Origin of the sequence: Cellulomonas sp. P24 (genome assembly GCF_024704385.1) — a bacterium.
Lineage (GTDB): Bacteria > Actinomycetota > Actinomycetes > Actinomycetales > Cellulomonadaceae > JAJDFX01.
The window spans coordinates 3,816,452-3,841,118 of sequence record NZ_JAJDFX010000002.1; the positions used below are offsets into that span (position 1 = coordinate 3,816,452).

At 72.3% G+C, this 24,667-nt stretch carries 17 protein-coding genes; 3 read left to right on the forward strand and 14 right to left on the reverse strand.

Going from position 1 to position 24,667, the window contains the following annotated elements; translation table 11 throughout:
* The first annotated feature begins 3 nt into the window (after positions 1–3).
* A complete protein-coding gene (locus LJB74_RS17800) occupies positions 4–1,449 on the forward strand; it encodes a PQQ-binding-like beta-propeller repeat protein (RefSeq protein ID WP_259309787.1) in 1,446 nt (481 codons plus the stop codon).
* A gap of 79 nt (positions 1,450–1,528) precedes the next feature.
* On the opposite strand, the gene LJB74_RS17805 is transcribed toward LJB74_RS17800, so the two are convergent.
* Positions 1,529–2,245 (reverse strand): SDR family NAD(P)-dependent oxidoreductase, encoded by a 717-nt coding sequence (locus tag LJB74_RS17805; protein ID WP_259309788.1) that lies wholly within the window; start codon positions 2,243–2,245, stop codon positions 1,529–1,531.
* A 102-nt stretch (positions 2,246–2,347) separates the two neighbouring features.
* Here LJB74_RS17805 and LJB74_RS17810 point away from each other — a divergent pair, with 102 nt between their 5' ends.
* Positions 2,348–3,220, forward strand: a complete 873-nt coding sequence (locus tag LJB74_RS17810; RefSeq protein ID WP_259309789.1) for a helix-turn-helix transcriptional regulator — start codon at positions 2,348–2,350, stop codon at positions 3,218–3,220.
* Positions 3,221–3,293: 73 nt separating this feature from the next.
* Here LJB74_RS17810 and LJB74_RS17815 read toward each other — a convergent pair whose 3' ends face one another.
* The 12 genes from LJB74_RS17815 to LJB74_RS17870 all read right to left on the reverse strand — a co-directional run bounded on the left by LJB74_RS17815 (position 3,294) and on the right by LJB74_RS17870 (position 20,956).
* A complete protein-coding gene (locus LJB74_RS17815) occupies positions 3,294–4,109 on the reverse strand; it encodes an isocitrate lyase/phosphoenolpyruvate mutase family protein (protein WP_259309790.1) in 816 nt (271 codons plus the stop codon).
* A gap of 237 nt (positions 4,110–4,346) precedes the next feature.
* On the reverse strand, positions 4,347–6,758 hold the full coding sequence (locus LJB74_RS17820) for an ATP-binding cassette domain-containing protein (protein ID WP_396125194.1): 2,412 nt from the start codon (positions 6,756–6,758) through the stop codon (positions 4,347–4,349).
* A 34-nt stretch (positions 6,759–6,792) separates the two neighbouring features.
* Positions 6,793–7,653, reverse strand: coding sequence for a polyphosphate kinase 2 family protein (locus LJB74_RS17825; protein WP_259309791.1), 861 nt, complete (start codon positions 7,651–7,653; stop codon positions 6,793–6,795).
* Positions 7,654–7,692: 39 nt separating this feature from the next.
* Positions 7,693–9,549, reverse strand: a complete 1,857-nt coding sequence (gene treZ / locus LJB74_RS17830) for a malto-oligosyltrehalose trehalohydrolase (protein WP_259309792.1) — start codon at positions 9,547–9,549, stop codon at positions 7,693–7,695.
* On the reverse strand, positions 9,546–12,062 hold the full coding sequence (gene treY / locus LJB74_RS17835; RefSeq protein ID WP_259309793.1) for a malto-oligosyltrehalose synthase: 2,517 nt from the start codon (positions 12,060–12,062) through the stop codon (positions 9,546–9,548). The genes treZ and treY overlap by 4 nt, the downstream gene beginning before the upstream one ends.
* Complete coding sequence (glgX, locus tag LJB74_RS17840) at positions 12,059–14,305, reverse strand: glycogen debranching protein GlgX (protein ID WP_259309794.1); 2,247 nt, start codon at positions 14,303–14,305, stop codon at positions 12,059–12,061. The genes treY and glgX overlap by 4 nt, the downstream gene beginning before the upstream one ends.
* Before the next feature lie 64 nt (positions 14,306–14,369).
* Positions 14,370–15,161, reverse strand: a complete 792-nt coding sequence (locus tag LJB74_RS17845; protein WP_259309795.1) for a sirohydrochlorin chelatase — start codon at positions 15,159–15,161, stop codon at positions 14,370–14,372.
* Positions 15,158–15,856, reverse strand: a complete 699-nt coding sequence (locus LJB74_RS17850) for an alpha/beta fold hydrolase (RefSeq protein WP_259309796.1) — start codon at positions 15,854–15,856, stop codon at positions 15,158–15,160. The genes LJB74_RS17845 and LJB74_RS17850 overlap by 4 nt, the downstream gene beginning before the upstream one ends.
* Before the next feature lie 160 nt (positions 15,857–16,016).
* Positions 16,017–16,754 carry an arsenite methyltransferase gene (gene arsM, locus LJB74_RS17855; protein ID WP_259309797.1) on the reverse strand — a complete coding sequence of 246 codons (738 nt, stop codon included), beginning with the start codon at positions 16,752–16,754 and terminating at the stop codon, positions 16,017–16,019.
* 139 nt (positions 16,755–16,893) lie between these two features.
* Complete coding sequence (locus tag LJB74_RS17860) at positions 16,894–18,825, reverse strand: ABC transporter ATP-binding protein (RefSeq protein ID WP_259309798.1); 1,932 nt, start codon at positions 18,823–18,825, stop codon at positions 16,894–16,896.
* Between the two features lie 82 nt (positions 18,826–18,907).
* Positions 18,908–20,194, reverse strand: coding sequence for an alpha/beta fold hydrolase (locus tag LJB74_RS17865; protein ID WP_259309799.1), 1,287 nt, complete (start codon positions 20,192–20,194; stop codon positions 18,908–18,910).
* Positions 20,195–20,248: 54 nt separating this feature from the next.
* A complete protein-coding gene (locus LJB74_RS17870; RefSeq protein WP_259309800.1) occupies positions 20,249–20,956 on the reverse strand; it encodes a lysoplasmalogenase in 708 nt (235 codons plus the stop codon).
* A gap of 733 nt (positions 20,957–21,689) precedes the next feature.
* Here LJB74_RS17870 and LJB74_RS17875 point away from each other — a divergent pair.
* Positions 21,690–23,000: a DUF6421 family protein gene (locus LJB74_RS17875; RefSeq protein ID WP_259310407.1), complete on the forward strand. Its 1,311-nt coding sequence runs from the start codon at positions 21,690–21,692 to the stop codon at positions 22,998–23,000.
* A 64-nt stretch (positions 23,001–23,064) separates the two neighbouring features.
* Here LJB74_RS17875 and LJB74_RS17880 read toward each other — a convergent pair whose 3' ends face one another.
* Positions 23,065–24,570 carry an SDR family NAD(P)-dependent oxidoreductase gene (locus tag LJB74_RS17880; RefSeq protein WP_259309801.1) on the reverse strand — a complete coding sequence of 502 codons (1,506 nt, stop codon included), beginning with the start codon at positions 24,568–24,570 and terminating at the stop codon, positions 23,065–23,067.
* Positions 24,571–24,667: the final 97 nt, after the last annotated feature.

Sequence of the window (24,667 nt, forward strand, 5' to 3'; positions counted from 1 at the left end):
CGGATGAGGCTCGTCGGCCGGCACCGGCGGGGCGCTCCCGCGGTGATCGCGCTGGCGCTCCTGATCGCCGGGTGCACGGGTCCGTCCGGTAGCGCGACGTCGTCGCCGGCGGACGCGACCCGCACCGGTCGTCCGTCCCCGATCCCCACCGTGGCGGTGTCCCCGTCGCCATCCCCGACACCCAGCGGGGAAGCGGACATGTCCGACTGGCCGACGTACCACCGCACGCCCGACCGTGCCGGCGCCGTGGTCGGGCTCGCAGCCGTCTCCCACCTCGGTGCCGCGTGGACCGCTGCGCTCGACGGTGCCGTCTACGGTCAGCCGATCGTCGTCGGGAGCCTGGTGGTGGCCGCCACCGAGGGTGACACCGTCTACGGCCTCGACCGCGCGACCGGTGCGGTTCGCTGGACGAACCATGTCGGCACGCCTGCGCGGCTGCACGACCTTCCGTGCGGCAACATCGATCCACTCGGCATCACGGGAACGCCGGCGTACGACGCGAGCACCGGCTCGGTGTTCGTCGTCGCCGAGACGACCGGTGGGCAGCACACGCTCGTCGCCCTCGAGGTCACGACCGGCACGGAACGCTGGCGACGCTCCCTCGACGTCACCGGGCGGGACCGCCGGGCCGAGCAGCAGCGGGGAGCGCTGGCCGTCGCCAACGGCCGCGTCTACGTACCGTTCGGCGGCCTCTACGGCGACTGCGGAGACTACGTCGGCTACGTCACCGCCACCCCTGTCGACGGCGGGGGAGCGACCACCTCCTACGTGGTCCCGACCAGCCGCGAGGGTGGGATCTGGGCAGCGTCGGGTGTGGCCGTGGACCGCGGCGGGGACGTGTGGGTCGCCGTCGGCAACGGGGCGAGCACCGGCGGGACGTACGACGGCAGCGACTCCGTGCTTCGGCTCGCGCCCGACCTGTCCACGCGCCTCGACTACTTCGCCCCGACGTCCTGGGGGTCGCAGAACGCCCGCGACCGGGACCTCGGGAGCACCGGACCGGTCCTCCTCGACGGCGACCGGGTGCTCGTCTCCGGGAAGGACGCGGAGGTCTACCTCCTGGACGCGCAGCACCTCGGAGGGATCGGCGGACAGCTCGCGATGCTGCCCGGCTGCGCCGGCTACGGCGGCATCGCCTGGGACGCGGCGGTCCAGGCCGCATTCGTCCCGTGCCGGGACGGGCTGGCCCGGGTGAGCGTCGGGGCGACGACGCTGCGGCCCGACTGGAAGGCGGCCGCGAACGTCGCCGGCTCACCGGTGGTCGGCCACGGGGCCGTCTGGTCCGTGGATGCCGCCGCCGGGTACCTGTACGCGCTCGACGAGACCACCGGCGCGGTGGTCGCCGAGGCCGAGGTGGGTGCGACGAGCCGGTTCGCGTCACCGGTGCTCACCGGCGGGATCGTGCTCGTGCCCACGCTGGCGGGCGTCAGCGCGCTGATGGTGGGGTGAGCCGCGTCGGTGGCGCGCCCCGGCGCACACGGGCGTCGACCGGTCGCGGCGTGCGCGGGCGCCGGACGGCTGGCGCGGCCTACCAGCCGAGCTCGCCGTCGTCCTCCTGGAACGTGCCCGTCGGTCCGTCGGCGCCGATCAGGGCGAGCCGGGCGACGACGCGCGCGCTGAGCGCGGCCGGTCGGCCCGGGTGACTCCCCGGACCACCGCCGCCGAGCTCCGTCGCCGTGATGCCGGGCTCGACGGCGTTGACCTTGACCCGGGGACAGGCACGCGCGTACTGGACGGTGAGCATCGAGACCGCCGCCTTGCTCGCGCCGTAGGCGATCGCGACGAAGCGGGAGGCGGGGCGCGACGGCTCGTGGGTCGCCCAGAACGAGCCGAGCGCGCTCGACACGTTCACGACCACCGGGTTGTCGGACTGCTGCAGCAACGGCAGCGCCGCCTCGGTCACCCGGACGATGCCGACGGCGTTCGTGTCGAACACCTCGAGGACGCTGGGGCCGTCGAGCGCCTCGCTCATGCTGGCGCCGCTCGCGCGTCTGGCGATGCCGGCGTTGTTGACGAGGACGTCGAGCCCGGTGCCGGAGTCGGCGATCGTCGCGAGGGCTGCGGCCACCGAGGCGTCGTCCGTGACGTCGAGCCGGACGAACCGTGCGCCGAGCTCCTCGGCGGTGGCGCGACCGCGCACCTCGTCACGTGCGCCGATCCACACCGTGTGGTGCGCGTCGACGAGAAGTCGGGCGGTTTCCTTGCCGAGGCCCTTGTTCGCCCCGGTGATCAGTGTCGTGGTCATGCGGCCATCCTCGACAGCGTGCACGCGGACAGGCAGTCGTCCGCTGGTCGTAGGACTCGCAGGGCCACGACAGGACGTGCGCGCCGGGGTGAGACTGGCACGGTGCAGGGTGGGGAGTTCGGCAGGGCGGTCCGCCGCTGGCGCGAGCGCGTCACGCCGCAGGCAGTCGGCCTGCCTGTCGGTGGTCGGCGCCGCGCGGTCGGCCTGCGCCGCGAGGAGCTTGCCGGGCTCGCCGGCATCTCGACCGACTACCTGACGCGACTCGAACAAGGACGGGCGACCTCGCCGTCGGCGCAGGTCGTCGAGGCGCTCGCCCGGAGCCTGCGACTCGCCGACGCCGAACGTGAGCTCCTCTTCCGTCTCGCGGGTCTGTCCGCACCGGCCACCGGGCTCGTCCCCGCGCGGATCACGCCGAGCGTGCAACGGCTCCTCGACCGCCTGGCCGGCGTGCCGCTCGTCGTGTACGACGCGGCGTGGAACCTGATCGCCGCGAACGCTCCCTACGACGCGCTCATGGGCGAGACGTCGGCCCTGCGGGGGCGCGAGCGCAACGGCGTGTGGCGCACCGTCGTCGGCACCGGCTCGCGCGCCGTGCAGACGAGCGCCGAGCGCGAGGCACAGATGGCCCGGCTCGTCGCCGACCTGCGACTGACGGCGACGCGCTACCCCCAGGACCCGCAGCTGCGTCGGCTCGTGGCTGACCTGCGTGCCGCGAGCCCGGGGTTCGTCGAGCTCTGGCAGACCGCAGTCGATCCGGCGCCGGCCGAGCAGTCGCGGCACAAGGTCGTCGAGCACCCGGCTGTCGGCCGGATCGCGCTCGACTGCGACACGCTCGTCGTCGCCGGTGCCGATCTCCGGATCATGACCTACACGGCCGAGCCCGGGACGGAGGACGCCGACCGGCTCGAGCTGGCTGTCGTCCTCGGTACCCAGAGTCTCGTCGAGCATCGCGGCGCCCAGTCGCTCGTCGAGTAGCGCGACGCACCACGCGAGGTTGCGGTCGTCGTGCCTGGTCGGGTGGCCGGGTCGTGACCGTCGGGGTCGGCGATCACGCGCCGAAGCGTCGTTGCAGGTCGCCGTACGCGATCGCGCCGTCGAGGAAGCCCAGGCTGCCGGTGTCGAGCAGCTCTCGGCCGGCGCGCTCCAGGGTGCTGAGCGAGGCTCTCGCCAGGCTGCCGCCCAGGCTGACCCGCGTGACGCCGAGCGAGAACAGCGTGGGTACGTCGATGAGGTTCGCCAATCCGGCGACCACGTTGAGCGGCGCCGGGATGGCGGCGGCGAGCCGACGGATCGTGTCCTCCTCGACGACGCCGGGCACGAAGATGCAGTCGGCTCCTGCGTCGATGTACCGGAGCGCCCGCTCGACCGTCTCGGCGAACGCGTCGCCGCTCGTACCGGCGAAGTAGGTGTCCGTGCGGGCATTGAGCACGAAGGTCCCCGCGGGCGCCGCGGCCCGGGCGGCCAGGAGGCGGTCGACGGCCTCGTCGACGCTGAAGAGACTGCCCGTCCGGGCGTCCTCGAGGTTGCCGCCCACCACGCCGAGCTCCACTGCCCGGGCCACGGTGCGCGCGACGTCGTCCGCGGTGGCGCCGTACCCGGACTCGAGGTCCGCGGTCACGGGCACACCTACCGCGGCCACGATGCGACCGACCTGCTCGAGCATCGTGTCGCGGTCCAGCGGACCTCCGTCCGGGACCCCGGAGGACCATGCGATTCCCGCGCTCGTGGTGGCGATGGCCGGGAACCCGACCTGCTCGAGGATCCGGGCGGACCCGGCGTCCCAGGCGTTCGGGAGCACGAAGCCGGGGCCTGCGTGCAGGGCGAGGAGGGCGGCGGCCTTGTCGGTCGATGAGTCGATGCGCACCACCCCATGATCAGCGCTCGCGGGCTCATGCGACACCCCGGGCGGGCACGCCGACCCGTCGTAAGTCCGACCATCACGTCCCGACGCGTCGGGTGGTCGGGAGATGCCCGTGCGTCAGGCGCCAGGCTCCGGCCACGTTGCCGAGATCGTGAGTGTGAGGCGAGATCGTGAGGTGGGACTCACGATCTCGCCTCACACTCACGATCTCGGCGGAAGGTTGGGGGGAGGGGCGAGGGGTTAGTTGGCGGTGTAGGCGGCGAGGTGCTGGCCGGTGAGGGTGGAGCGGGCGGCGACGAGGTCGGCGGGGGTGCCCTCGAAGACGATCCGGCCGCCGTCGTGACCGGCGCCGGGGCCGAGGTCGATGATCCAGTCGGCGTGGGCCATGACCGCCTGGTGGTGCTCGATGACGATGACCGACGTCCCGGACTCGACGAGGCGGTCCAGCAGGGCGAGCAGCTGCTCGACGTCGGCGAGGTGCAGGCCGCTGGTCGGTTCGTCGAGGACGTAGACGCCGCCCTTCTCCGCCAGGCGGGTGGCCAGCTTCAGCCGCTGTCGCTCGCCGCCGGAGAGCGTCGTGAGCGGCTGGCCGAGAGTGAGGTACCCGAGCCCGACGTCGGCGAGCCGGGCGAGGATCGTGTGGGCCCGGGGCGTCCGCGCCTCGCCCGCACCGAAGAACGCCTCGGCCTCGGTGACCGACATCGCGAGGACCTCGCTGATGTCCTTGCCCCCGAGCGTGTACTCGAGGACCGCGTCCTGGAACCGTCTTCCCTCGCAGTCCTCGCACGTGGTCGTCACCGTGTCCATGAACCCGAGCTCGGTGTAGATGACACCGGCGCCGTTGCAGGTCGGGCAGGCCCCCTCGGAGTTGGCGCTGAACAGCGCGGGCTTCACACCGTTGGCCTTCGCGAACGCGGCACGGATCGGATCGAGCAGCCCGGTATAGGTGGCCGGGTTGCTTCGCCGGGAGCCCTTGATCGCCCCTTGGTCGATCGTCACCACTCCGTCGCGACCGGCGACCGAGCCCTGGATCAGCGAGCTCTTGCCGGATCCCGCGACACCGGTCAGGACGACGAGGACACCGAGCGGGATGTCCACGTCGAGGTCGCGCAGGTTGTGCGTCGCCGCTCCCCGGACCTCGAGGACGCCCGAGCGTGACCGCACGGCCTCCTTGAGGACGGCGCGGTCGTCGAGGTGCCGTCCGGTGAGGGTGCCGCTGGCGCGCAGCCCGGCGACCGTCCCCTCGAAGACGATCTCGCCGCCGGCGGCACCGGCGCCCGGCCCGAGGTCGACGACGTGGTCGGCGATCGCGATCGCCTCCGGCTTGTGCTCGACGACGAGCACCGTGTTGCCCTTGTCCCGCAGCCGCAGCAGCAGGGTGTTCATCCGCTGGATGTCGTGGGGGTGCAGCCCGATCGTCGGCTCGTCGAAGACGTACGTGACGTCGGTGAGCGACGAGCCCAGATGACGGATCATCTTCACCCGCTGGGACTCGCCGCCCGAGAGCGTGCCTGACGGTCGGTCGAGGGACAGGTAGCCCAGCCCGATCTCGACGAACGAGTCGAGGAGGTGTCCCAGACCGACGAGGAGCGGCGCCACCGAGGGCTCGTCGAGGCCGCGCACCCACGCGCTGAGATCGGTGAGCTGCCACGCGCACGCGTCGGCGATGCTGACGCCGTCGATCTTGGACGAGCGCGCCTCGGGGGTGAGGCGGGTGCCCTCGCAGTCGGGGCAGGTCGTGAAGGTGATCGCCCGCTCGACGAACGCGCGGATGTGCGGCTGCATCGCGTCGAGGTCCTTCGAGAGCATGGACTTCTGGATCTTCGGGATCAGCCCCTCGTAGGTGAGGTTGATCCCGTCGACCGTGATCTTCGTCGGCTCCCGGTAGAGGAGGTCGTGCAGCTCCCGCGAGGTGAAGGCGCGGATCGGCTTGTCCGGGTCGACGAACCCGCTGCCGCGGTAGATGCGGCCGTACCAGCCGTCCATCGTGTAGCCGGGGATCGTCAGCGCGCCCTCGTTGAGGGACCGGTCCGCGTCGTAGAGGGCTGTGAGGTCGACGTCGTTGACCGCGCCCCGACCCTCGCAGCGCGGGCACATGCCGCCGAGCTGGAAGAACGTCGCCTTCTTCGCCCGCGTCCGGTCACCGCGCTCGACGGTGATCGCCCCGCTCGACCTGACCGTCGGGACGTTGAACGAGTACGCCTGCGGTGACCCGATGTGCGGCACGCCGAGCCGGCTGAACAGCATGCGGAGCAGGGCGTTCGCGTCGGTGACGGTGCCAACGGTGGACCGCGGGTTCGCCCCCATCCGCTCCTGGCTGACGATGATGGCCGTCGTCAACCCGTCGAGGACGTCGACGTCCGGCCGGGACTGGGTCGGCATGAACCCCTGGACGAACGTGCTGTACGTCTCGTTGATCATCCGCCGGGACTCCGCCGCGATCGTGGCGAACACCAGCGAGCTCTTGCCGGAGCCCGACACCCCGGTGAAGGCGGTCAACCGGCGTTTCGGGAGCTCCAGGCTGATGCCCTTGAGGTTGTTCTCGCGCGCGCCGTGCACCCGGATCAGGTCGTGGCTGTCGGCCACGTGCGGTGCAGGAACCGGGCCGTGCGGTGCAGGAGCCGAGCCCTGCGGCTGGGCGGTCGTGCTCACCGTTCCTCCCTCTGCTGGAGCGTGGCGTTCCCGGTCAGGGGCGCATCGCGGCGAGCCGCGCCTTCTCCGCGTCGACGTCGAAGTCGGGGGGCGGCCACCCGAGGTCCAGCGACTCGAGCGCCTCGGTGAGCAGCTCGGTGACGGCCAGCCGCGCGAACCACTTCTTGTCCGCCGGGACGACGTGCCACGGCGCGGTGTCGGTCGAGGTGCGGTCGAGAACCGCCTGGTACGTCTCCTGGTAGGCGTCCCAGCGGGATCTCTCGTCGAGGTCGCCGGGGTTGTACTTCCAGTACTTGTCCGGGCGTTCGAGTCGCTCACGCAGGCGTTCGCGCTGCTCGTCGAGCGACACCAGGAGGGCGACCTTGACGATCACGGTGCCGGCCGCGACGACCTGCTCCTCGAACGCGTTGATCTCGTCGTAGCGGGGTTCCCAGACGTCCGCCGGGACGAGCTCGTGCACGCGCACCACCAGGACGTCCTCGTAGTGCGAGCGGTCGAACACGCCGAGCTGGCCGGGTGAGGGGAGGGCGTTGCGGATCCGCCACAGGTAGTGGTGCTCCCGCTCGACGGGCGTCGGCACCCCGAACGAGGTGTGCTGCACGCCCTGCGGGTCGACGAGGCCGACCACGTGGCGGACGATCCCGCCCTTGCCCGAGGTGTCCATGCCCTGCAGGACGAGGAGCACCGACCGGGTGCCGCCGGCGCGACCGTGCGCGTACAGCAGCTCCTGGAGATCGGACAGCCGGGTCGCACGGGCGGCGAGGTGGTCCTCGGCGTCGTCCTTGTCGCCGCGCCAGCCGGGCGTGCCTCCGGTGTCGACCTCGGAGATCCGGAAGCCCGGGCCAGGTCGCAGGGACTGGGAGGCCGGCGCCGCCCACCGTTCGTTCGTGGACATCGTGCCTCCAGCGGTCGAGTGGAGCCAGGCTAGCCCGGGTCAGGCGAGAACGGCGACGCTGCGTCCCGGCAGCAGGACGGTGGCCTCGGAGCTGCCGGGGCCGGGTGGTGTCACGGTGCAGCCCGACCACGACGCCTGGAGGTCGACCGGACCGGTCAGCGCGACCGGGACGCTCCGCTCGTGCTCCGAGAGGTTGACGACCACGCGGGCCGCACCGCGATGCATGACGATCCAGCCGTGCCACGGGACGGCCGCGGCGTCGGAGTGGACGGGCGGGAGCCCGGTCTCGTCGGCGAGCTCGCGCGGCGCGTCGTCGGCCTCTGACCGGACCGAGATCGCGGCGAGGTCACCCGACCCGAGGTCGGCCACGCTGCGGCGCAGCGCGATCAGCTGCCGGTACCAGTCCAGCAACCGGGCATGGGTGGGGTCCTCCGGCTCGGACCAGTCCAGGTGGCTGTTCGCGACGGTGGTGGGGGACTGCGGGTCCGGCACCTCGACCTCGGTCCCGTAGAGCGAGGTCCAGCTGTGCGACGCGAACTCGGACCGGCGACCCTCGCGCACGGCCTGGGCGAGCTCGGGCTCCGGGTGGTCCGTGAAGTACTGCCACCGGGTCCGGGCACCCCACTCCTCGCCCATGAAGAGCATCGGGGTGAACGGTGAGAGCAGCACGAGCGCGGCCTCGGCGGCCAGCGCGCCGGGGTCGAGGCGCTCGGACGGGCGGTCGCCGAGCGCCCGGTTCCCGACCTGGTCGTGGTCGGAGGCGAACACGACGAACCGGTGGCCGTCGGTCCCCGCGGGAACCGGTCGGCCCCAGGGGCGTCCGCGGAACGTCGACCAGGCGCCGTCGTGCACGAACGCGCCCGTCAGCGCGATCCGCAGGACCTCCGGCGAGCCGAAGTCCACGTAGTAGCCGTGCCGCTCGCCCGTGACGAGCGCGTGGATCGCGTGGTGGACGTCGTCGGCCCACTGGGCCGTCATCCCCCAGCCGTGCGCCGCCGTGGGCGCCACGGAGACCGGGTCGTTCAGGTCGGACTCGGCGATCAGGGACAACGGTCTGCCGAGGGCGTCGGCGAGCGCGGCCACCTCGTCGGACAGCTCGGCGAGCACGTGGCGCGGGGAGGCGTCGACGAGCGCGTGCACGGCGTCGAGCCGCAGGGCGTCGACGTGGAAGTCGCGGAACCACTGCACCGCGCTGTCGCAGATCCACCGCCGGACCTCGCGGGCACCCTCGTCGTCGAGGTTGATCGCGTCGCCCCAGGGGGTCTGGTGCGTCCCGGTCAGGTACGGCCCGAACGTCCCGAGGTAGTTGCCGGAGGGACCGAGGTGGTTGTGCACCACGTCCAGGCAGACTGCGAGCCCGCGGCCGTGCGCGGCGTCGACGAACGCCTGCAGGCCGTGCGGTCCGCCGTACGGCTCGTGCACCGCGAACAGGCTCACGCCGTCGTAGCCCCAGCCGTGCACACCGTTGAACGCCGCGACGGGCATGATCTCGACCATGTCGACGCCGAGCTCGACGAGGTGGTCGAGCCGGGCGATGGCAGCGTCGAACGTCCCCTCCGGGGTGAACGTCCCCAGGTGGAGCTCGTAGACGACGGCTCCGCGGACGTCCCGGCCGGTCCAGCCGGCGTCGGTCCAGGTGAACAGGTCGGTGTCGAGCACCCGGCTCGCACCGTGCACGCCGTGCGGCTGCCAGCGGCTGCGCGGGTCGGGTCGGGGGTCCCCGCCGTCGACCGCGTAGGCGTAGTCGGTGCCGTGCGGGAGGTCGACCTCGGCGACCCACCAGCCACCGACCGACCGGGCCATGCGCACGCGATCGTCCGGTGCGGGGGCGCCGGGACGGACGAGCTCGACCGCGTCCGCGGACGGCGCCCAGACGCGGGGCCGGACGGCACTCATGAGACGGCCCGCACGAGGAGCGCGACCGGGAGCCTGTCGAGCAGCGGGGCGAGTGGTTGGACGCCGCCGCGCACCTCACGATCGGTGAGGACGTCGTGCCACTCGCCCTCGGGCAGGGCGACCGTGTGCTCGCCCCACCCGCCGAGCCGGTCGAGGGTGACCGCCAACCGGGTCGCGACCACCACGACCTCGGCCTCGCCCGCGACCGTGCGCGCATACGTGACGGCGTGACCGGAGGAGTGGGCGAGGGCCACGAAGCCGGCTTCCGGGCCCACGAACGCCTCCGGGAGGTCACGGCGCGTCCGCAGCGCGCGAGACGTGACGACGAGCTTCTCGTCCGAGAGGTCCCGTGGACCGGCCCCGTCGTCCAGCCGCGCGAGCCGGGCGGCGATCGGTGCGATGTCGACCGGTCGACGGTTGTCCGGGTCGACGAGCGCGATCGACGTCACCTCGGTGCCCTGGTAGACGTCGGCGACGCCCGGCAGGGTGAGCTGGACGAGGGAGGTCCCGAGCGTGGCGGCACGTACCGCGTCGCGCGTGCGCAGCTCCCAGGCGGTCAGCAGGGCCACAACCTCCTCGTCGGCACGGGCCCGGCGCGCGAACTCGAGCACCGCGGCCTCGTACGCGGCGTCGGGTGCGGTCCAGGTCGTCCGGGAGCCCGCCTCACGTGTCGCCTTGACGAGGTAGTTGGCCAGTCTCGCCTCCTCGATCGGTCCGTCGTCGGACCAGGTCCCGGCGAGCGTCTGCCACAGGAGGTTCTCGGTCCGCCCGTCGAGCAGGGCGCTCCGGTAGGCGGCGGAGGCCGTGCGCAGGTGGTCGACGAGTGCCGACCACTCGGTCGGTACCTCGGACAGGACCCCGAGGCGGGCGCGGGTGTCGGCGCTGCGCTTGGTGTCGTGAGTGGACAGGGTCGTCATGCCGAGGGGGGCCTGCGCCTGGGCGCGTGCGGCCCACGACGCGAGCTCCGTCGGCGTCAGCGCGAAGCGGGCGGGCTCGCCACCGACCTCGCACAGGCCCACGAGGTGCGTCCAGCGGTAGAAGGCTGTGTCCTCGACGCCCTTGGCCATGACGGCACCGCAGGTCTGCTGGAACCTCACGACGAGCTCGTCGCGGCGCGCGCTGCGGGTGCGGCCCGCGCTGCCCGCCTCGCGGCTGAGCAGGAGGTCGACCAGCACGTCCATCGTCTCGCCACGTTCCGGGGACAGGCGTCCGCGGGCGATCCTCGCGGCGGTCTCGAGAGCGTCGGCGGAGTCCGGGTGCACGGGCTCGCCCGGGACGACGTACGCGCGGTAGCGGTCGAACGCGACGAGGAGCTCGACGAGGCAGTCGTGCAACGAGCGCCAGGTGTGGTCGCGCAGCCGGAGGTCCTCGCGGCAGATCCCGGCGGCGAGCTCGGTCAGGCGGTAGACCTCGGCGTACAACGCACCGTCCACGACCTCGCGCTTCGCGGCGTCGACGATCGACGGCAGCGCGTCGGACGTGTCGCCCGTGAGCCGGTGCATGACGGATCCGAGAACGGCGGCACCGCTCGGGTCGACGAAGGTCTGCTGGATCCGCCACAGCGCCTCGTAGCCGGTGGTCCCTGCGGTGTCCCAGTCGCCCGGCAGCTCCTCGTCGCCCTGGAGGATCTTCTCGACCGCGACCCACGTCCCGCCCGAGCGTTCGCGCAGGCGCGAGAGGTACCCCGCGGGGTCGGCCAGACCGTCGGGGTGGTCGATCCGCAACCCGTCGATCGTGCCGTCCGCGACGAGGGAGAGGACGAGGTCGTGCGTGGCGTCGAACACGTCCGGGTCCTCGACGCGGATGGCCGCGAGGGTCCCGACGTCGAAGAAGCGCCGGTAGTTCAGCTCCTCGTCGGCGACGCGCCAGTACGCGAGCCGGTAGTGCTGGCGTTCGACGAGCTCGCCGAGCGGGAGCGCCTCGGTGCCGGTCCGGACGGGGAACACGTGGTCGTGGTAGCGCAGGACGGTGCGCGGTTCGTCCTCACCGGGGATGAGAGTCTCGTCGAGCTGGAGCTCGTCGCGCGCGAGAACCGCACCGATCCGGTCTCCCAGGACGGGCATGAGCACCGCACCGTCGCCGGCCGACCAGTCGACGTCGAACCAGCTCGCGTAGGCCGACTCGGCGCCCTCGGCGAGCACCGACCAGAGCGCCCGGTTGTGCCACGCCGGCGTGGGGACGGCCATGTGGTTGGGCACGATGTCGAGGACGAGGCCGAGCCCGGCGGCATGGGCGGTCGCGGCGAGTCGCCGCAGCGCCGGGAGCCCGCCGAGCAGCGGTGCGATCTCGTGGTGGTCGACGACGTCGTAGCCGTGGGTCGAGCCGGGTGCGGCGCGCAGCACGGGGGAGAGGTAGACGTGCGTGACGCCCAGGTCGGCCAGGTACGGCACCCGCGCCGCGACGTCGTCGAGCGTGAGGTCGGCGCCGAGCTGGACCCGGTACGTCGAGACGGGAACGGGCCGCCCCGGTGCGGGCAGTCGCCGCGCCGGGGTCGTCGTCCGCGCATCCGTCACGAACGAGCCTTCCGCGCCGGGGCTGCCACCGACGTGTCCGGCAGGTCGGCCCCCGGGGCGACGGCCGGAGTCTCCGCGGGACTGACGGCGGTCGCAGGATCGGGTGCGGCGACCGGCGCGAGCTCCCGACGGAGCAGTGGCGGGCGTGTCAGCACGACGAGGGACCGGTGCTCGAGCACGACCTCGGCTCCTGCGCGGAACGCCGTTCCCGGCGTCACCTGGGAGTCGGTGTCGAACACGGCCGTCCACGCCTCGCCGTACTCGTCGGTCGGCAACGTGAACGCGAGCTTGTCGGGCTGGGCGTTGAACAGGACGAGGAAGCTGTCGTCGATGATCTCCTCGCCCCGGAGGTCCGGTTCCATGATCGCGTCGCCGTTGAGGAAGACCATGACGGCGCGCGCGTGGTCCTCGTGCCAGGCGGAGTCGGACATGTGCTCGCCTGCCGGCGTGAGCCAGGCGATGTCCCGGAGCTCGGACTCGCCGCCGTGCTCGGCCGAACCGGCGAAGAACCGGCGGCGGCGGAAGACGGGGTGCTCGCGGCGCAGGTGGACCACCGTGCGGGTGAACTCGAGCAACGCTGTGCGCGCGCTGTCGAGGTCCCAGTCGACCCACGCAAGACCGTTGTCCTGGCAGTACACGTTGTTGTTGCCCTGCTGGGTGCGGCCGAGCTCGTCCCCGTGGGCGATCATCGGCACGCCCTGGGAGAGCAGCAGGGTCGCCAGGAAGTTGCGCTTCTGGCGGGCTCGCAGCTTGAGGATCTCCGGCGCGGTGGTCGGGCCCTCGACCCCGCAGTTCCAGGACCGGTTGTGGCTCTCGCCGTCGTTGTTGCCCTCGCCGTTGGCGTCGTTGTGCTTCTCGTTGTACGAGACCAGGTCGGTCAGCGTGAAACCGTCGTGGGCGGTGACGAAGTTCACGGACGCGATCGGGCGGCGGCCGGTGTGCTCGTAGAGGTCCGAGGACCCGGACAACCGGCTGGCGAACTCGCCGAGGGTCGACGGCTCACCGCGCCAGAAGTCCCGGACGGTGTCGCGGTACTGGCCGTTCCACTCCGACCACAGGGGTGGGAAGCCGCCGACCTGGTAGCCGCCGTCGCCGAGGTCCCACGGCTCGGCGATCAGCTTGACCTGGGAGATGACCGGGTCCTGCTGGACGATGTCGAAGAAGGCAGACAGCCGGTCGACCTCGTGGAACTGCCGGGCGAGGGTCGCCGCGAGGTCGAACCGGAAACCGTCGACGTGCATGTCCTGCACCCAGTAGCGCAGCGAGTCCATGATCAGCTGCAGCACGTGCGGGGACCGCATGAGCAGCGAGTTCCCGGTGCCGGTCGTGTCGAAGTAGTGGGCCTGGTCCTCGTCGACGAGGCGGTAGTAGTTCGCGTTGTCGATGCCGCGGAAGCCCAGCGTCGGGCCCAGGTGGTTGCCCTCCGCGGTGTGGTTGTACACCACGTCGAGGATCACCTCGATGTCGGCCGCATGCAGAGCCTTGACCATGCTCTTGAACTCCTGGACCTGCTGGCCGCCGTCCGGGTAGGCCGCATAGCCGTTGTGCGGCGCGAAGAACCCGATCGTGTTGTAGCCCCAGTAGTTGGACAGCCCCTTGGCGATCAGGGACGGGTCGTTGACGAACTGGTGGACCGGCATGAGCTCGACCGCGGTGATGCCGAGGTCGGTGAGGTGCTCGATGACGGCGGGGTGGGCGAGCCCGGCGTACGTCCCTCGCTGCTCCTCGGGGACGGCCGGGTGCAGCTCGGTGAGACCACGCACGTGCGCCTCGTAGATCACGCTGTTGTGGTACTCGTGCTGCGGCGGGCGGTCGTGGCCCCAGTCGAAGAACGGGTTGACGACGACGCAGGTCATCGTGTGACCGAGCGAGTCGTCGTCGTTGCGCTGGTCCTCGTCGCCGAACTCGTACGAGAAGAGGGACGGGTCGCCGTCGACCTGGCCGTCGATCGCCTTGGCGTAGGGGTCGAGGAGCAGCTTCGCCGGGTTGCAGCGCTGACCGTTCGCGGGGTCGTAGGGGCCGTGGACGCGGAACCCGTAGTGCTGACCGGGTTGCAGGGCCGGGACGTACCCGTGCCAGACGAACGCGTCGACCTCGGGGAGATCGATCCGCTCCTCGGTGCCGTCCGGTGCGATGAGGCACAGCTCGACGCGTTCGGCCGCCTCGGAGAACAGTGCGAAGTTCGTCCCGGTCCCGTCGAACGTCGCACCGAGGGGATAGGGACGACCTGGCCAGATCTGCATGCGGACAAGACTGCCAGTCCGAACGCTCGGAGTCGTCATCATCGGTGCTGCTCTCGTGGTGGTCTCACGCCTGCGGACCGCCGAGCTCGCGCTCCGCAGCGATGTACCGGTCCAGCACGATCTCGGCCAGGCGCGGGTCCGGGGCCAGCGGGTCGGTGACGAGGTCGGCGCCGACCCGCCCGAGCCGGTCGTGGAAGTGGCCGGGTGCGAGCAGGTACGACGCGACGACGACGCGCGCCGCGCCGCGGGACCGTGCGGCAGCGACGGCGTCCGCCACCGTTGGCGCGGCGATCGCCCCGTAGCCGACCGTCACGTCCGGCTCGGTGCGCCCCGTCGGGTCACCAGCGCTCCGCACCGCGGTACGGAGGGCGGTGCGGAGCTCTGCGGCGACCGTCTCCACGGCGTCCCGGGCCCGGGGGTCGCTCGAGCCGGCGGCGGCGAGCACGACGGCGTCGTCGTCGGTGAGGCCGACGCTGCGCAACCGGTCGAGCAGGACGGCGACGAGCCGCGGGTCGGGGCCAAGTGGCGCGGCAGCCACGCCTGGTGCGCCGGTGGACCGCGACGTCACCGCCCGGGCGATGTCGACGTGGACGTGGTGCCCGCCGGACAGCAGCACGGGGACGACGACCAGGCTGCGGTCGGCGGGCGTGTCGGCGACCACCTGCGCGACCGACGGCTCCTGGACGTCGACGAACGCCTCGCGCACCTCGAGATCGGGGCGAGCAGCGCGGACGTCGTCCAGGATCGAGCGGATCGCGGCGCGACCGGCCCGGTCCGCGGTGCCGTGCGCGCAGCCGATCAGCAGCGGGGCCTGCGTGGCGGAGGCGGGCGAGCTGCGGTGGAGCGCGGAGCTCACGTCGGCGAGCCTGCGGTCGAACGGACGGACCCGTGGCGCGGTGAGCGCAGGTGGTGGAGCGCGTCGAGCAGGGCGCGGTTGAAGGCGATCGGCGCCATGCTGTTCACGTCGTGACCCGCACGAGGGATCACCGTGAGGAAGGTTCCGGGCCGTGCGGCGAGGAACCGCCGCTCCTCGACGCGGAGCGGGTCGAGGCGACCGTTGACGAGCCAGACGGGGACGAGGATCCGGCGCAGGTCGCCGAGCACGGAGTGCCCGCTGAGCGCGGTGAGCATGTCCGTGACGACGTGCCAGGTCCCACCGTGCGGTCGGAGCAGGCGGGCGACGTGGTGGGACACGCGGCGGTAGGCCGCGAGCGGCTTGCCACGGATCTCGGTGGAGCATCCGGACACCAGGACACCCGCGAGCTTGTCCTGGTGGTCAGCCGCGTAGGCAAGCGCCGAGTACCCGCCGAGCGAGAGACCGACGAGCAGGGGAGGGCTCGCGCAGCGGTCCACCGCGCGGTCGATGGTCTCGAGCGCGCCGGCCAGCGTGAAGCGCTCGCGGTCGCGGGTGCCGTGGCCGGGGAGGTCGACGGCGACGCAGTCGTGGCCCGAGAGGCCCATCGCGACGAGCTGGGCGGACCAGATGTCGGCGGACGTGCGCGTGCCGTGCACGAAGACGAGTGGACGGTCGATGAGGGGGCTTCCGATCACGGGGGAGACGACAAGCCTACGCGGTGGACCTGAGGGGACTCTGTGCGACGGCTGCGCGCCCACCGACCGGGTGCCTCCGGGCCCTCTCTGCTCAGGTGCGCACCAGCCTCGTGCTCAGGTGGGTGGCTGCCCCGTTCTCAGGCGCGGAGGGGCTCGGCGGTCAGGCGCGTACGGCGCGCACGATCGCCCCGTGCATGCCAGGTGCCACCTCGTGCGTGAACGTGACGGTGGCGTCGACGAACCCGGCTGCGGCGAGGCCGGTCAGGTACTCGGTGCGGGAGAGCGCACCGGCGATGCACCCGACGTGGCTTCCCCGCTCGGCACGGTCTGCCGGGGTGAGGTGGTCGTCGGCGACGACGTCCGAGATCGCGACCCTGCCTCCGGAAGTGAGCACGCGGTGCACCTCGTCGAGCACAGACGTCTTGTCGACCGAGAGGTTGATCACGCAGTTCGAGATCACGACGTCGACCGACGCGTCGGGCAGGGGGATCTCCTCGATGCGACCCTCGAGGAACTCGACGTTCGTGGCGCCCGCCTCGGCGGCGTTCGCACGGGCGAGGTCCAGCATCTCCGGGGTCATGTCGAGCCCGTAGGCGAACCCGGTGGGGCCGACCCGTCGCGCGGAGAGCAGGACGTCGATCCCGCCGCCGGAGCCGAGGTCGAGCACGCGCTCGCCGGCGTGCAGCTCGGCGACGGCGGTCGGGTTGCCGCAGCCGAGGCTGGCCAGGAGGGCGGGGGCGGGGAGCTCGGAGGCCTCGTCGACGCCGTACAGGATGCTGCCGAAGACGTCGACCGGTACCTCGGGGGACGTGCAGCACGAGGTTCCGCTGGACGCGGTGACCTGCAGCGCTGCTGTCGCGTAGTGGTGACGGACCTGCTCGACGATGTTCTCGCTCACGGCTGCTCCCGGTACGACGTGCGTGCGCGTGCCACGTGGGTGATCCGTCCGCCCGGCGGTTCACGCGCATCGATGGTTATCGATGTCTGAGGTTCGCACACGCATCGACGACTGTCAATGTCAGGTGAGGTGCGTCGCGTCAGGCCGACTGGTCGGCGAACTGGGTCCGGTAGAGCTCCGCGTAGAGCCCGTCGGCGGCGAGCAGCTCGGTATGCGTCCCGCGCTCGACGATGCGGCCACGCTCCACGACCGCGATGACGTCCGCGCGGCGGATCGTCGACAGCCGGTGCGCGATCACGATCGACGTGCGTCCCGTCATCGCCGCGTCCAGGGCGTCCTGGACGGCGGCCTCGGACTCGGAGTCGAGGTGCGCGGTCGCCTCGTCGAGGACGATGACCCGTGGGGAACGGAGCAGCAGGCGGGCGATCGCGATGCGCTGCTTCTCACCCCCGGAGAGCCGGTGTCCGCGATCGCCGACCATGGTGTCCAGGCCCTCGGGCAGCCGCCGGACGAGGTCGTCGACGTGTGCCGCCGCGAGCGCCCGGTGGAGCTGGTCGTCGTCGGCGGACGGGTCGGCGTACAGGAGGTTGTTCCGCACCGTGTCGTGGAACAGATGCGCGTCCTGGCTCACCATCCCGACCGCGACGTGCAACGAGGCCTGCGTCACCGACCGCAGGTCGCGACCGCCGATCCGCACGGATCCGGAGGTCGGGTCGTACAGCCGCAGGACGAGACCGCCGAGGGTCGTCTTCCCGGCTCCGCTCGGCCCCACGAGCGCGAGCATCCGGCCGGGCTCGACGGCGAGCGTGACGTCGTCGAGCACGTCGGCGTCGGTCGCACCGGGCACACCGGGCACACCGTCGTCGGTGGCCGCGTCGTCGCTTCCGGTGTCCGCACCGTCGCGACCGGGCCGGCGCTCCATCGACGCGAGCGAGACCTGCGAGACCTGCGGGTAGCGGAAGGAGACACCCGTGAGCTCGACGCCCAGTGGTCCGTCCGGCAGCTCCACCGCGTCAGGGGCGTCGGCCACGAGCGGTTCGAGGTCGAGCACCTCGAAGACGCGCTCGAAGGACACGAGCGCCGTCATGATGTCGACCTGGACGTTGCTCAGCGCGGTGACCGGCCCGTACAGCCGGCCGAGGAGCCCGGCGAACGCCACGAGCGTGCCGATCGTGACGGTCCCGCTGATCGCCAGCACACCGCCGACCCCGTACACGAACGCGGTCGCGATCGAGGCCATCGCCCCCAGGGCGGCGAAGAAGACCCGGTTGCTCATGGCGATGCGGACGCCGATGTCCCGCACCCGGCCCGCGCGGTCGGTGAACTCGGCGGCCTCGCGCTCCGGCGTGCCGAACAGCTTCACCAGGAGGGCACCCGCGACGTTGAAGCGTTCCGTCATCCGGTTGCCGAGCTCGGCGTTGAGCTGCATGCCCTCACGGGTCAGGCCGGCGAGGCGGCGCCCGACGCGGCGCGCGGGCAGCAGGAGCACCGGGACGACGAGCAGGGCGAACACCGTGATCTGCCACGACAGCGCGAGCATCGTGCCGAGCACCACGATCACGGACACGACGTTGGAGACGAGGCCGGAGAGCGTCGACGTGAAGGCCTGCTGCGCTCCGATGACGTCCGAGTTCAGCCGCGTGACGAGCGAACCGGTCTGGGTGCGGGTGAAGAACGCGATCGACTGCTTCTGGACGTGCGTGAACACGTCGTTCCGCAGGTCGAAGATGAGGCCCTCACCGATGCGGGACGAGTACCAGCGCTGGACGAGGTTCAGCACGGCCTCGGCGATCGCGACGACGGCGACGAGCGACGCGAGGACGATCACCAGCCGTTTGTCGCGACCGCCGACGCCGTCGTCGACGATCCTCTGCAGCAGCAGCGGGGTCGCGACGACCAGCAGCGACGCGACGACGACCAGGACGAGGAAGACGGCGACCTGGACGCGGTACGGACGGGCGTAGGCGAGGATGCGCCGCGCGGTCCCCGGAGTGAGGCGGTGACCCGTCACGCTGGCGTCCTGGCGGTACGAGCGCAGCGAGGCCCACTCGCCCCGATGGTTCATGGACATGCCCTGATCCTCACATCCTTCGGGGCAGGTCCTGGCATCGGGGCGGCGCCGTCCTCAGCCGGGACGGCTCGGTGGCGAGGACTCAGCGGCGACCCGCCGCCAGGTCGATGAGGTGCGGGAGGATCGTGTCCCCGGCGACCCGGAGCCCGTCGTGGAGGAACTCGTTCGTGATCCAGACGCGGGTGCTGCCGACGGCCTCCACCGTCTGCGTCGCGAGGTCGAGGTCGACGTACGGGTCGTCGAGGTACTGGACGGCTGCGACGGGGACCTCGTTGACGGCGAGGCGCGCCGGGTCGTAGAGCGCCGGCCAGTCCGTCCGTGCCGCGAGGACGTCGGCTGCGGCGCGGAACGGCCGCAGCGAGCGGTACTGCTCGAACATCCAGGGGAACATCATCTCGCCGGTGAGCTGCAACGGCCGGGCGTCGGTCGCCAGCTCGGGGCGCTCGTCGCGCACGCGCTGGGCGGCCCACGCCGACGCGCCGTGGCCCTGCTGGTAGATGCACTCCTGGAGGACCGCGTACAACGGGTTGTCGTCGAACCCGGTCGTCTGCTGCACCGCGGAGGTGAAGCCCTCCGACAGGGCCGGCTCGATCGTCGCCGACCAAGCGGTGTCGAGCAGCCAGTGCACCGACTCGAACCCGGTGCTCATCCCGAAGGACATCCCGAGCGCCTGGAGCCGCTCGACCGTGAACGGGTCACCGTTCGGGAGGCGGACGTCGCCGGCGGCGAGGTGGTCGGCGATCGCCGCCAGCCGGTCCTGGTCCTGCGGGTAGCGGCGGTGGAACTCGGCGTTGCGTCGCTCCATGCGCGGGTACGTGCGCCGGTAGACGGCCTCCGCGTCGGCGTCGATCCCGATCAGCCCACCGGTGACGTAGCACGCCGTGAGCGCCTCGGGCGCGGTCGACAGGTAGGCGAGTGTGAGGAAGCCTCCGTAGCTCTGGCCGAGGGTCGCCCACCGGGCGCCGCCGTACACCGTGCGTCGCACGTGCTCGGCGTCCGCGACGATCGCGTCCTGACGGAAGCACGCGAGCACGTCGGCCTGCTCCTCGGGGGACCCCACGGTGGCGATCCAGTGACCGTCGACGCGTGAGCTGCGTCCGGTGCCGCGCTGGTCGAGCAGGACGACGCGGTGGGTCTGCAGGGCGGTGGCCCACCAGCCCGAGGCCGTCGGGCGGGGACCCTGACCGCCGGGCCCGCCCTGCAGGAACAGCAGCAACGGGAGGTCCTCTCCCTTGCGTGCCGGGTCGACGATCTCACGGACGAAGACCGTCAGGGTCGGCGAACCGTCCGGCCGGTCCCAGCACAGGGGCACGGTGACCTCGTGCTCCCGGACGTGGATGCCGGGGATGGTGTACTCGGCGACGAGCATGGGTGTCGACCTTCTCTCAGGACGTCAGGACATCGTGCGGTCTCGGGAGCAGACTCAGGTGCTCAGGATCTCGACAGGAGCTCGGCGCCGGGCCTGTGCCACGACGCCCGAGGCGATCAGCACCTGCCCGACGACGTACGTGAGCATCACCCAGAAGCCGTGCTCGGGCACCGCGTACCACGAGGTGAACGCCTGCAGTGCGATCAGCGAGTCCGAGACGAGGAAGATCGCGGCGCCGATCGCGACACGCCGGTTCACCCCGGTCGCCAGTGCCGCCATCGAGACCAGGCACACCCCGTACACGACTGTCGGGACGAGGAGCGACCCGGTGCCGGGCGCGCACGCCGCAATGAGGGCGACGAGCGCGACGAGGTACGCGAGCGTGCCGATCGTCCCCGCACGGCGGCCACCTGCCCGGAGCAGCCCGAGGACCGACTGTGCACGGAACGGCCAGAACGCGGCGACGTAGCAGACCTGCGCGCACAGGAAGAACGCGACCATCACGAGGAAGCGCGAGCCCGACGGCGCGAGGTGAGGTGCGGTGTCCCCGAGCCAGGACGCGACCAGCCCCGCGAGGACGAGCCGGACGAGCCGGTCCCGCGGTGCGCGGACCTCCATGGCGACCCAGGCGGCGAGGAGCGGCATGAGGAACCACTGGGTGACGTCGGCGACGCGGCCGGCGGACGTCAGGTGTGCGCCGAGGTGCACCGCCGTCGTCGCGACGAGCAGGCCGGCCAGGACCCGGTTGCGGAGTGCGGGCATCGGTGCACCAGGACCTTTCTGTCGGGACGCCGATCCGGTCGGTCCTCGGTACCGTTGATCCGTCCGTGGCGTCAACGTAGCGTTCGATGGTCCGGTCGCGCTGCGGCCGGCGCGACGACACGTCGACGACCCGCCCACAAGGCTGTGAGGACGACTGATGACGATCTTCCCGACGGTGTACGTCCCGGAGCACGTGCGGTTCGCCGACCCGGCCGCCTGCGACCATCTCGCGACCCATGGCCTGGTCCTCGTCGAGCGTCCGGAGGAGGCCGACGTCGTGCTCGCGCTGGAGGGCGCGGACCACGCCGACCTGCGGCGCGCAGGTGCCGGGGTCGTCGTCCTCGCGGGGGACGTGGGCGTGGCCGACCAGCTTCTCGCCGAGCGTGGGATCGCGGTCCGTGCCGCGGAACGACCGGCCGTCGCCCGAACCGTCGCCCGTGTCGACGCGGACGCGGCGGATCGTCGGGCGGTGGACCTGCTGGCGTGGACAAGCTCCGCGCTCCTCCCGGTCACGGCGACGCTGCAGCTCACGGAGTCGTCGGTCGCCGTGCTGCGGGCGCCGATGCCGACACCGGACGGGCACGCGTCCGGGCAGGTCGTCGGGGCGGTCTCCGAGGGAGACGGTCGGGTCGTCGTCCTGGGGCTGGACGTCCTCGGCCATCCCGGGGGCGCCGAGGTGCTCCTCGACGCACTCGTCTGCGCGGCCCCGCCGCCTGCTGCCCCGTCGACCGGGGTGGACTCCCTCGCGCACGAGCCGGCCTGGCTCGACGTCAAGGCGGCCGTATCGGCGCTGCAGGAGCTCCAGGCGCCGGACGGTTCGGTCCCCGACCCGGGCGACCACGGGCGGGCGAGGGAGCTCGTCGCGACGGTCTCGGACGCCGTCCAGCGGCTCGCGCCGCTGCTCCCGCACGACGCGGAGTACCTGGCCGCGGTGGTCGACGACCTGGCCGCCTGGGCCGGGGATGGATTCATGGTGCCCGACTTCCTCGACTCGCTCGTCGCGTTCCACCCCGAGCGCGCGCGGGTCGACGGCCTCGCGCACCTGGTCGTCTTCCCGATGTACACCCAGAACGGGAGCCCGGACCGGCATCTCGAGGCGGTGCTGCTGCGGGTCCTGTGGCCGGAGTTCGTCGCCGCGCTCGAGGCGGGGGAGTTCTCGAACGCCCTGTTCGTCCCGGTCGCGTTCCTCGACTTCACGAGCGGCTACGACACGAACTCGGCGGTGCTCTTCCCGGAGACGGTCGCGACCCGTGAGACCCCCGTGTTCACCTGGGGCGCGATCTTCGCCGACCGCGAGGCCGCGCGGTTCCGGCGCGTCGTGGACGCCGCTGCGCGCACCTGCCGGCTGGCGCTCCCGCCCGACGCCGCGCGCCTCGTGGACGACCAGCACCTCGCCGAGGAGACGTTCGTCATGTGGGACCTGATCCACGACCGGACGCACATGCGCGGCGACCTCCCGTTCGACCCGTTCATGATCAAGCAGCGGATGCCGTACTTCCTGTACGCCCTCGAGGAGCTCCGGTGCGACCTCACGGCGTTCCGCCACGCGGTGCGGCTCGAGGCGGACGGCGTGCCCCACGCGCGGCTCGTGCAGTACGCCGTCGTCCTCGACCGGATCTTCCGGTTCGCGATCACCGGGAGCCGCGTCCGGAACTACGACGGCCTCGGCGGTCAGCTCCTGTTCGCGTGGCTGCACCAGCGCCGCGTCCTGCACTGGACCGACAACCGGCTGACGATCGACTGGCCGGATCTCCCCGACGCGGTGGTCGCCCTCGGTGACGCGATCGACGACCTGTACTGGCGCTCGATCGACAGGCCGAAGACCGTGCACTGGCTCGCCGCGTACGAGCTGGTCTCCGGGACCCTCGCACCGCACCCGGCGTCCGTGTGGGCGCACGGCGCGGCGGCGCTGCCGGTCGACGGCCCACCGAAGGGGCTGACCGACGCCGTGCTCCCCGACGAGTTCCCGCTGTCGATGTTCTACGAGGCGCTGCACCGGAAGATCGGCGGGGTGGTCGCGTCGACCGCGGGCCTCACGGGCTGAGTCGACCGCGCTGGGCCGGTCGCCAGCCGGTCGCCAGCCGGTCGCCAGCCGGTCGCCGGGCTGGTCACCAGGCCGCGGGCTGGTAGTCCTTGAGGAAGCAGCCGACGAGGTCCTCGCCCGCCTCGCCGCGCACGATCGGGTCGTAGACCCGGGCGGCTCCGTCGACGAGGTCGAGCGGGGCGTGGAAGCCCTCCTCGGCCAGCCGGACCTTCGTCGGGTGCGGTCGCTCGTCCGTGATCCACCCGGTGTCGACGCTCGTCATGAGGATGCCGTCCTCCGCGAGCTCGGCGGCGCTCGTCCGCGTCAGCATGTTGACCGCGGCCTTGGCCATGTTGGTGTGCGGGTGACCGGGGCCCTTGTAGCCGCGCGAGAACACCCCCTCCATCGCGGAGACGTTGACGACGTAGGTGCGCCGGGCCGTGGAGGCCTTCAGTGCCCCGCGCAGGCGGCTGACGAGGATGAACGGCGCGGTCTGGTTGCAGAGCTGGACCTCGAGCAGCTCCATCGGGTCGACCTCGTCCACCGTCGCGACCCAGCTGTTGGTGTGGTGCGTGTCGGGGACGAGGCCGCCGGCGTCGATCGACGTGCCGGCGACGAGCCGGCTCAGCGAGGCGGCCTCGGCGGTCAGCGCCTGGGCCGTGACGTCGGCCGCGCCGGCGATCGCGAGCGACGGGGACGTCAGGGTCGTCACGGAGCCGGCGAGAGCGCGGGGGTGCGCGTCGCTCGTGTGCCCGAGACTCGTGATCTGCGGCAGCGGGCCGTCGGGGAGCGGCGAGAGCTCGGCGTCGACGAGCCGTGCGTAGGAGCCCGGTGACCGTCGGACCGTCTGCGCGGCGTTGTTGATCAGGATGTCGAGAGGGCCCTCCGCCGCGACGGCGTCCGCGAGGGCGACGACCTGGGCCGGGTCGCGGAGGTCGATCCCGACGATCGAGAGACGGTCGAGCCACTCGGGGCTGTCGGCCAGGGCGGCGAAGCGTCGTGTGGCGTCCCGCGGGAAGCGGGTCGTGATCGTCAGGTGCGCGCCGTCGCGCAGGAGGCGCAACGCGATGTACATGCCGATCTTGGCGCGGCCGCCGGTGAGCAGCGCGCGACGACCGGTGAGGTCGGTGCGCGCCTCCCGCTTCGCGTGGTTGAACGCGGCGCACGACGGGCAGAGCTGGTGGTAGAAGGCGTCGACCTCGGTGTACGGCTGCTTGCAGATGTAGCACGGCCGCGCCCGCAGGAGCGTCCCGGCGCTCGCGCCGCGGGCCGAGGAGACCAGCGGGATCCCCTGGGTCTCGTCGTCGATCCGCCCCGGGCTGCCGGTCGCGGTCGCGGCGACGACGGCACGGTCCGCGGAGCTCACCGACTCGCGCTTCTCGGTGCGGCGCTGCTTCTTGACCGCCTTGAACAGGCCCGACGTCGCGCGGCGCGCGACCGCGTGGTGCGGGTGGTCGTGCGGGAGCTCGCACAGGGCGTCGACGACACGCAGGAAGGTCGCCAGGTCGGCGGGATCGATCCCCGCGGTCGTGGGGCCGTCGGGCTCCCCGGCGGGGGTGCGTGCGTCGGGGTGCGCCTGGGTGGCTGTCATGTGTCCTGCCGTCCTGCTCGGTCCGCCGGCTCCTCGCCCGGGACGCGCCGACCCCGGAGCATTCACGGGTGGGTGCGGGGGAGCGGACGGGGTGCGT

Excerpts from the sequence above, each read along its gene's own strand:
- LJB74_RS17860 (WP_259309798.1), bottom strand. The coding sequence starts at position 18,825 with ATGTCCATGAACCATCGGGGCGAGTGGGCCTCGCTGCGCTCGTACCGC.
- LJB74_RS17825 (WP_259309791.1), bottom strand. The coding sequence starts at position 7,653 with ATGTCCACGAACGAACGGTGGGCGGCGCCGGCCTCCCAGTCCCTGCGA.
- LJB74_RS17870 (WP_259309800.1), bottom strand. The coding sequence starts at position 20,956 with ATGCCCGCACTCCGCAACCGGGTCCTGGCCGGCCTGCTCGTCGCGACG.
- LJB74_RS17880 (WP_259309801.1), bottom strand. The coding sequence starts at position 24,570 with ATGACAGCCACCCAGGCGCACCCCGACGCACGCACCCCCGCCGGGGAG.
- LJB74_RS17800 (WP_259309787.1), top strand. The coding sequence starts at position 4 with ATGAGGCTCGTCGGCCGGCACCGGCGGGGCGCTCCCGCGGTGATCGCG.
- glgX (WP_259309794.1), bottom strand. The coding sequence starts at position 14,305 with ATGCAGATCTGGCCAGGTCGTCCCTATCCCCTCGGTGCGACGTTCGAC.
- LJB74_RS17805 (WP_259309788.1), bottom strand. The coding sequence starts at position 2,245 with ATGACCACGACACTGATCACCGGGGCGAACAAGGGCCTCGGCAAGGAA.
- LJB74_RS17865 (WP_259309799.1), bottom strand. The coding sequence starts at position 20,194 with ATGCTCGTCGCCGAGTACACCATCCCCGGCATCCACGTCCGGGAGCAC.
- treZ (WP_259309792.1), bottom strand. The coding sequence starts at position 9,549 with ATGAGTGCCGTCCGGCCCCGCGTCTGGGCGCCGTCCGCGGACGCGGTC.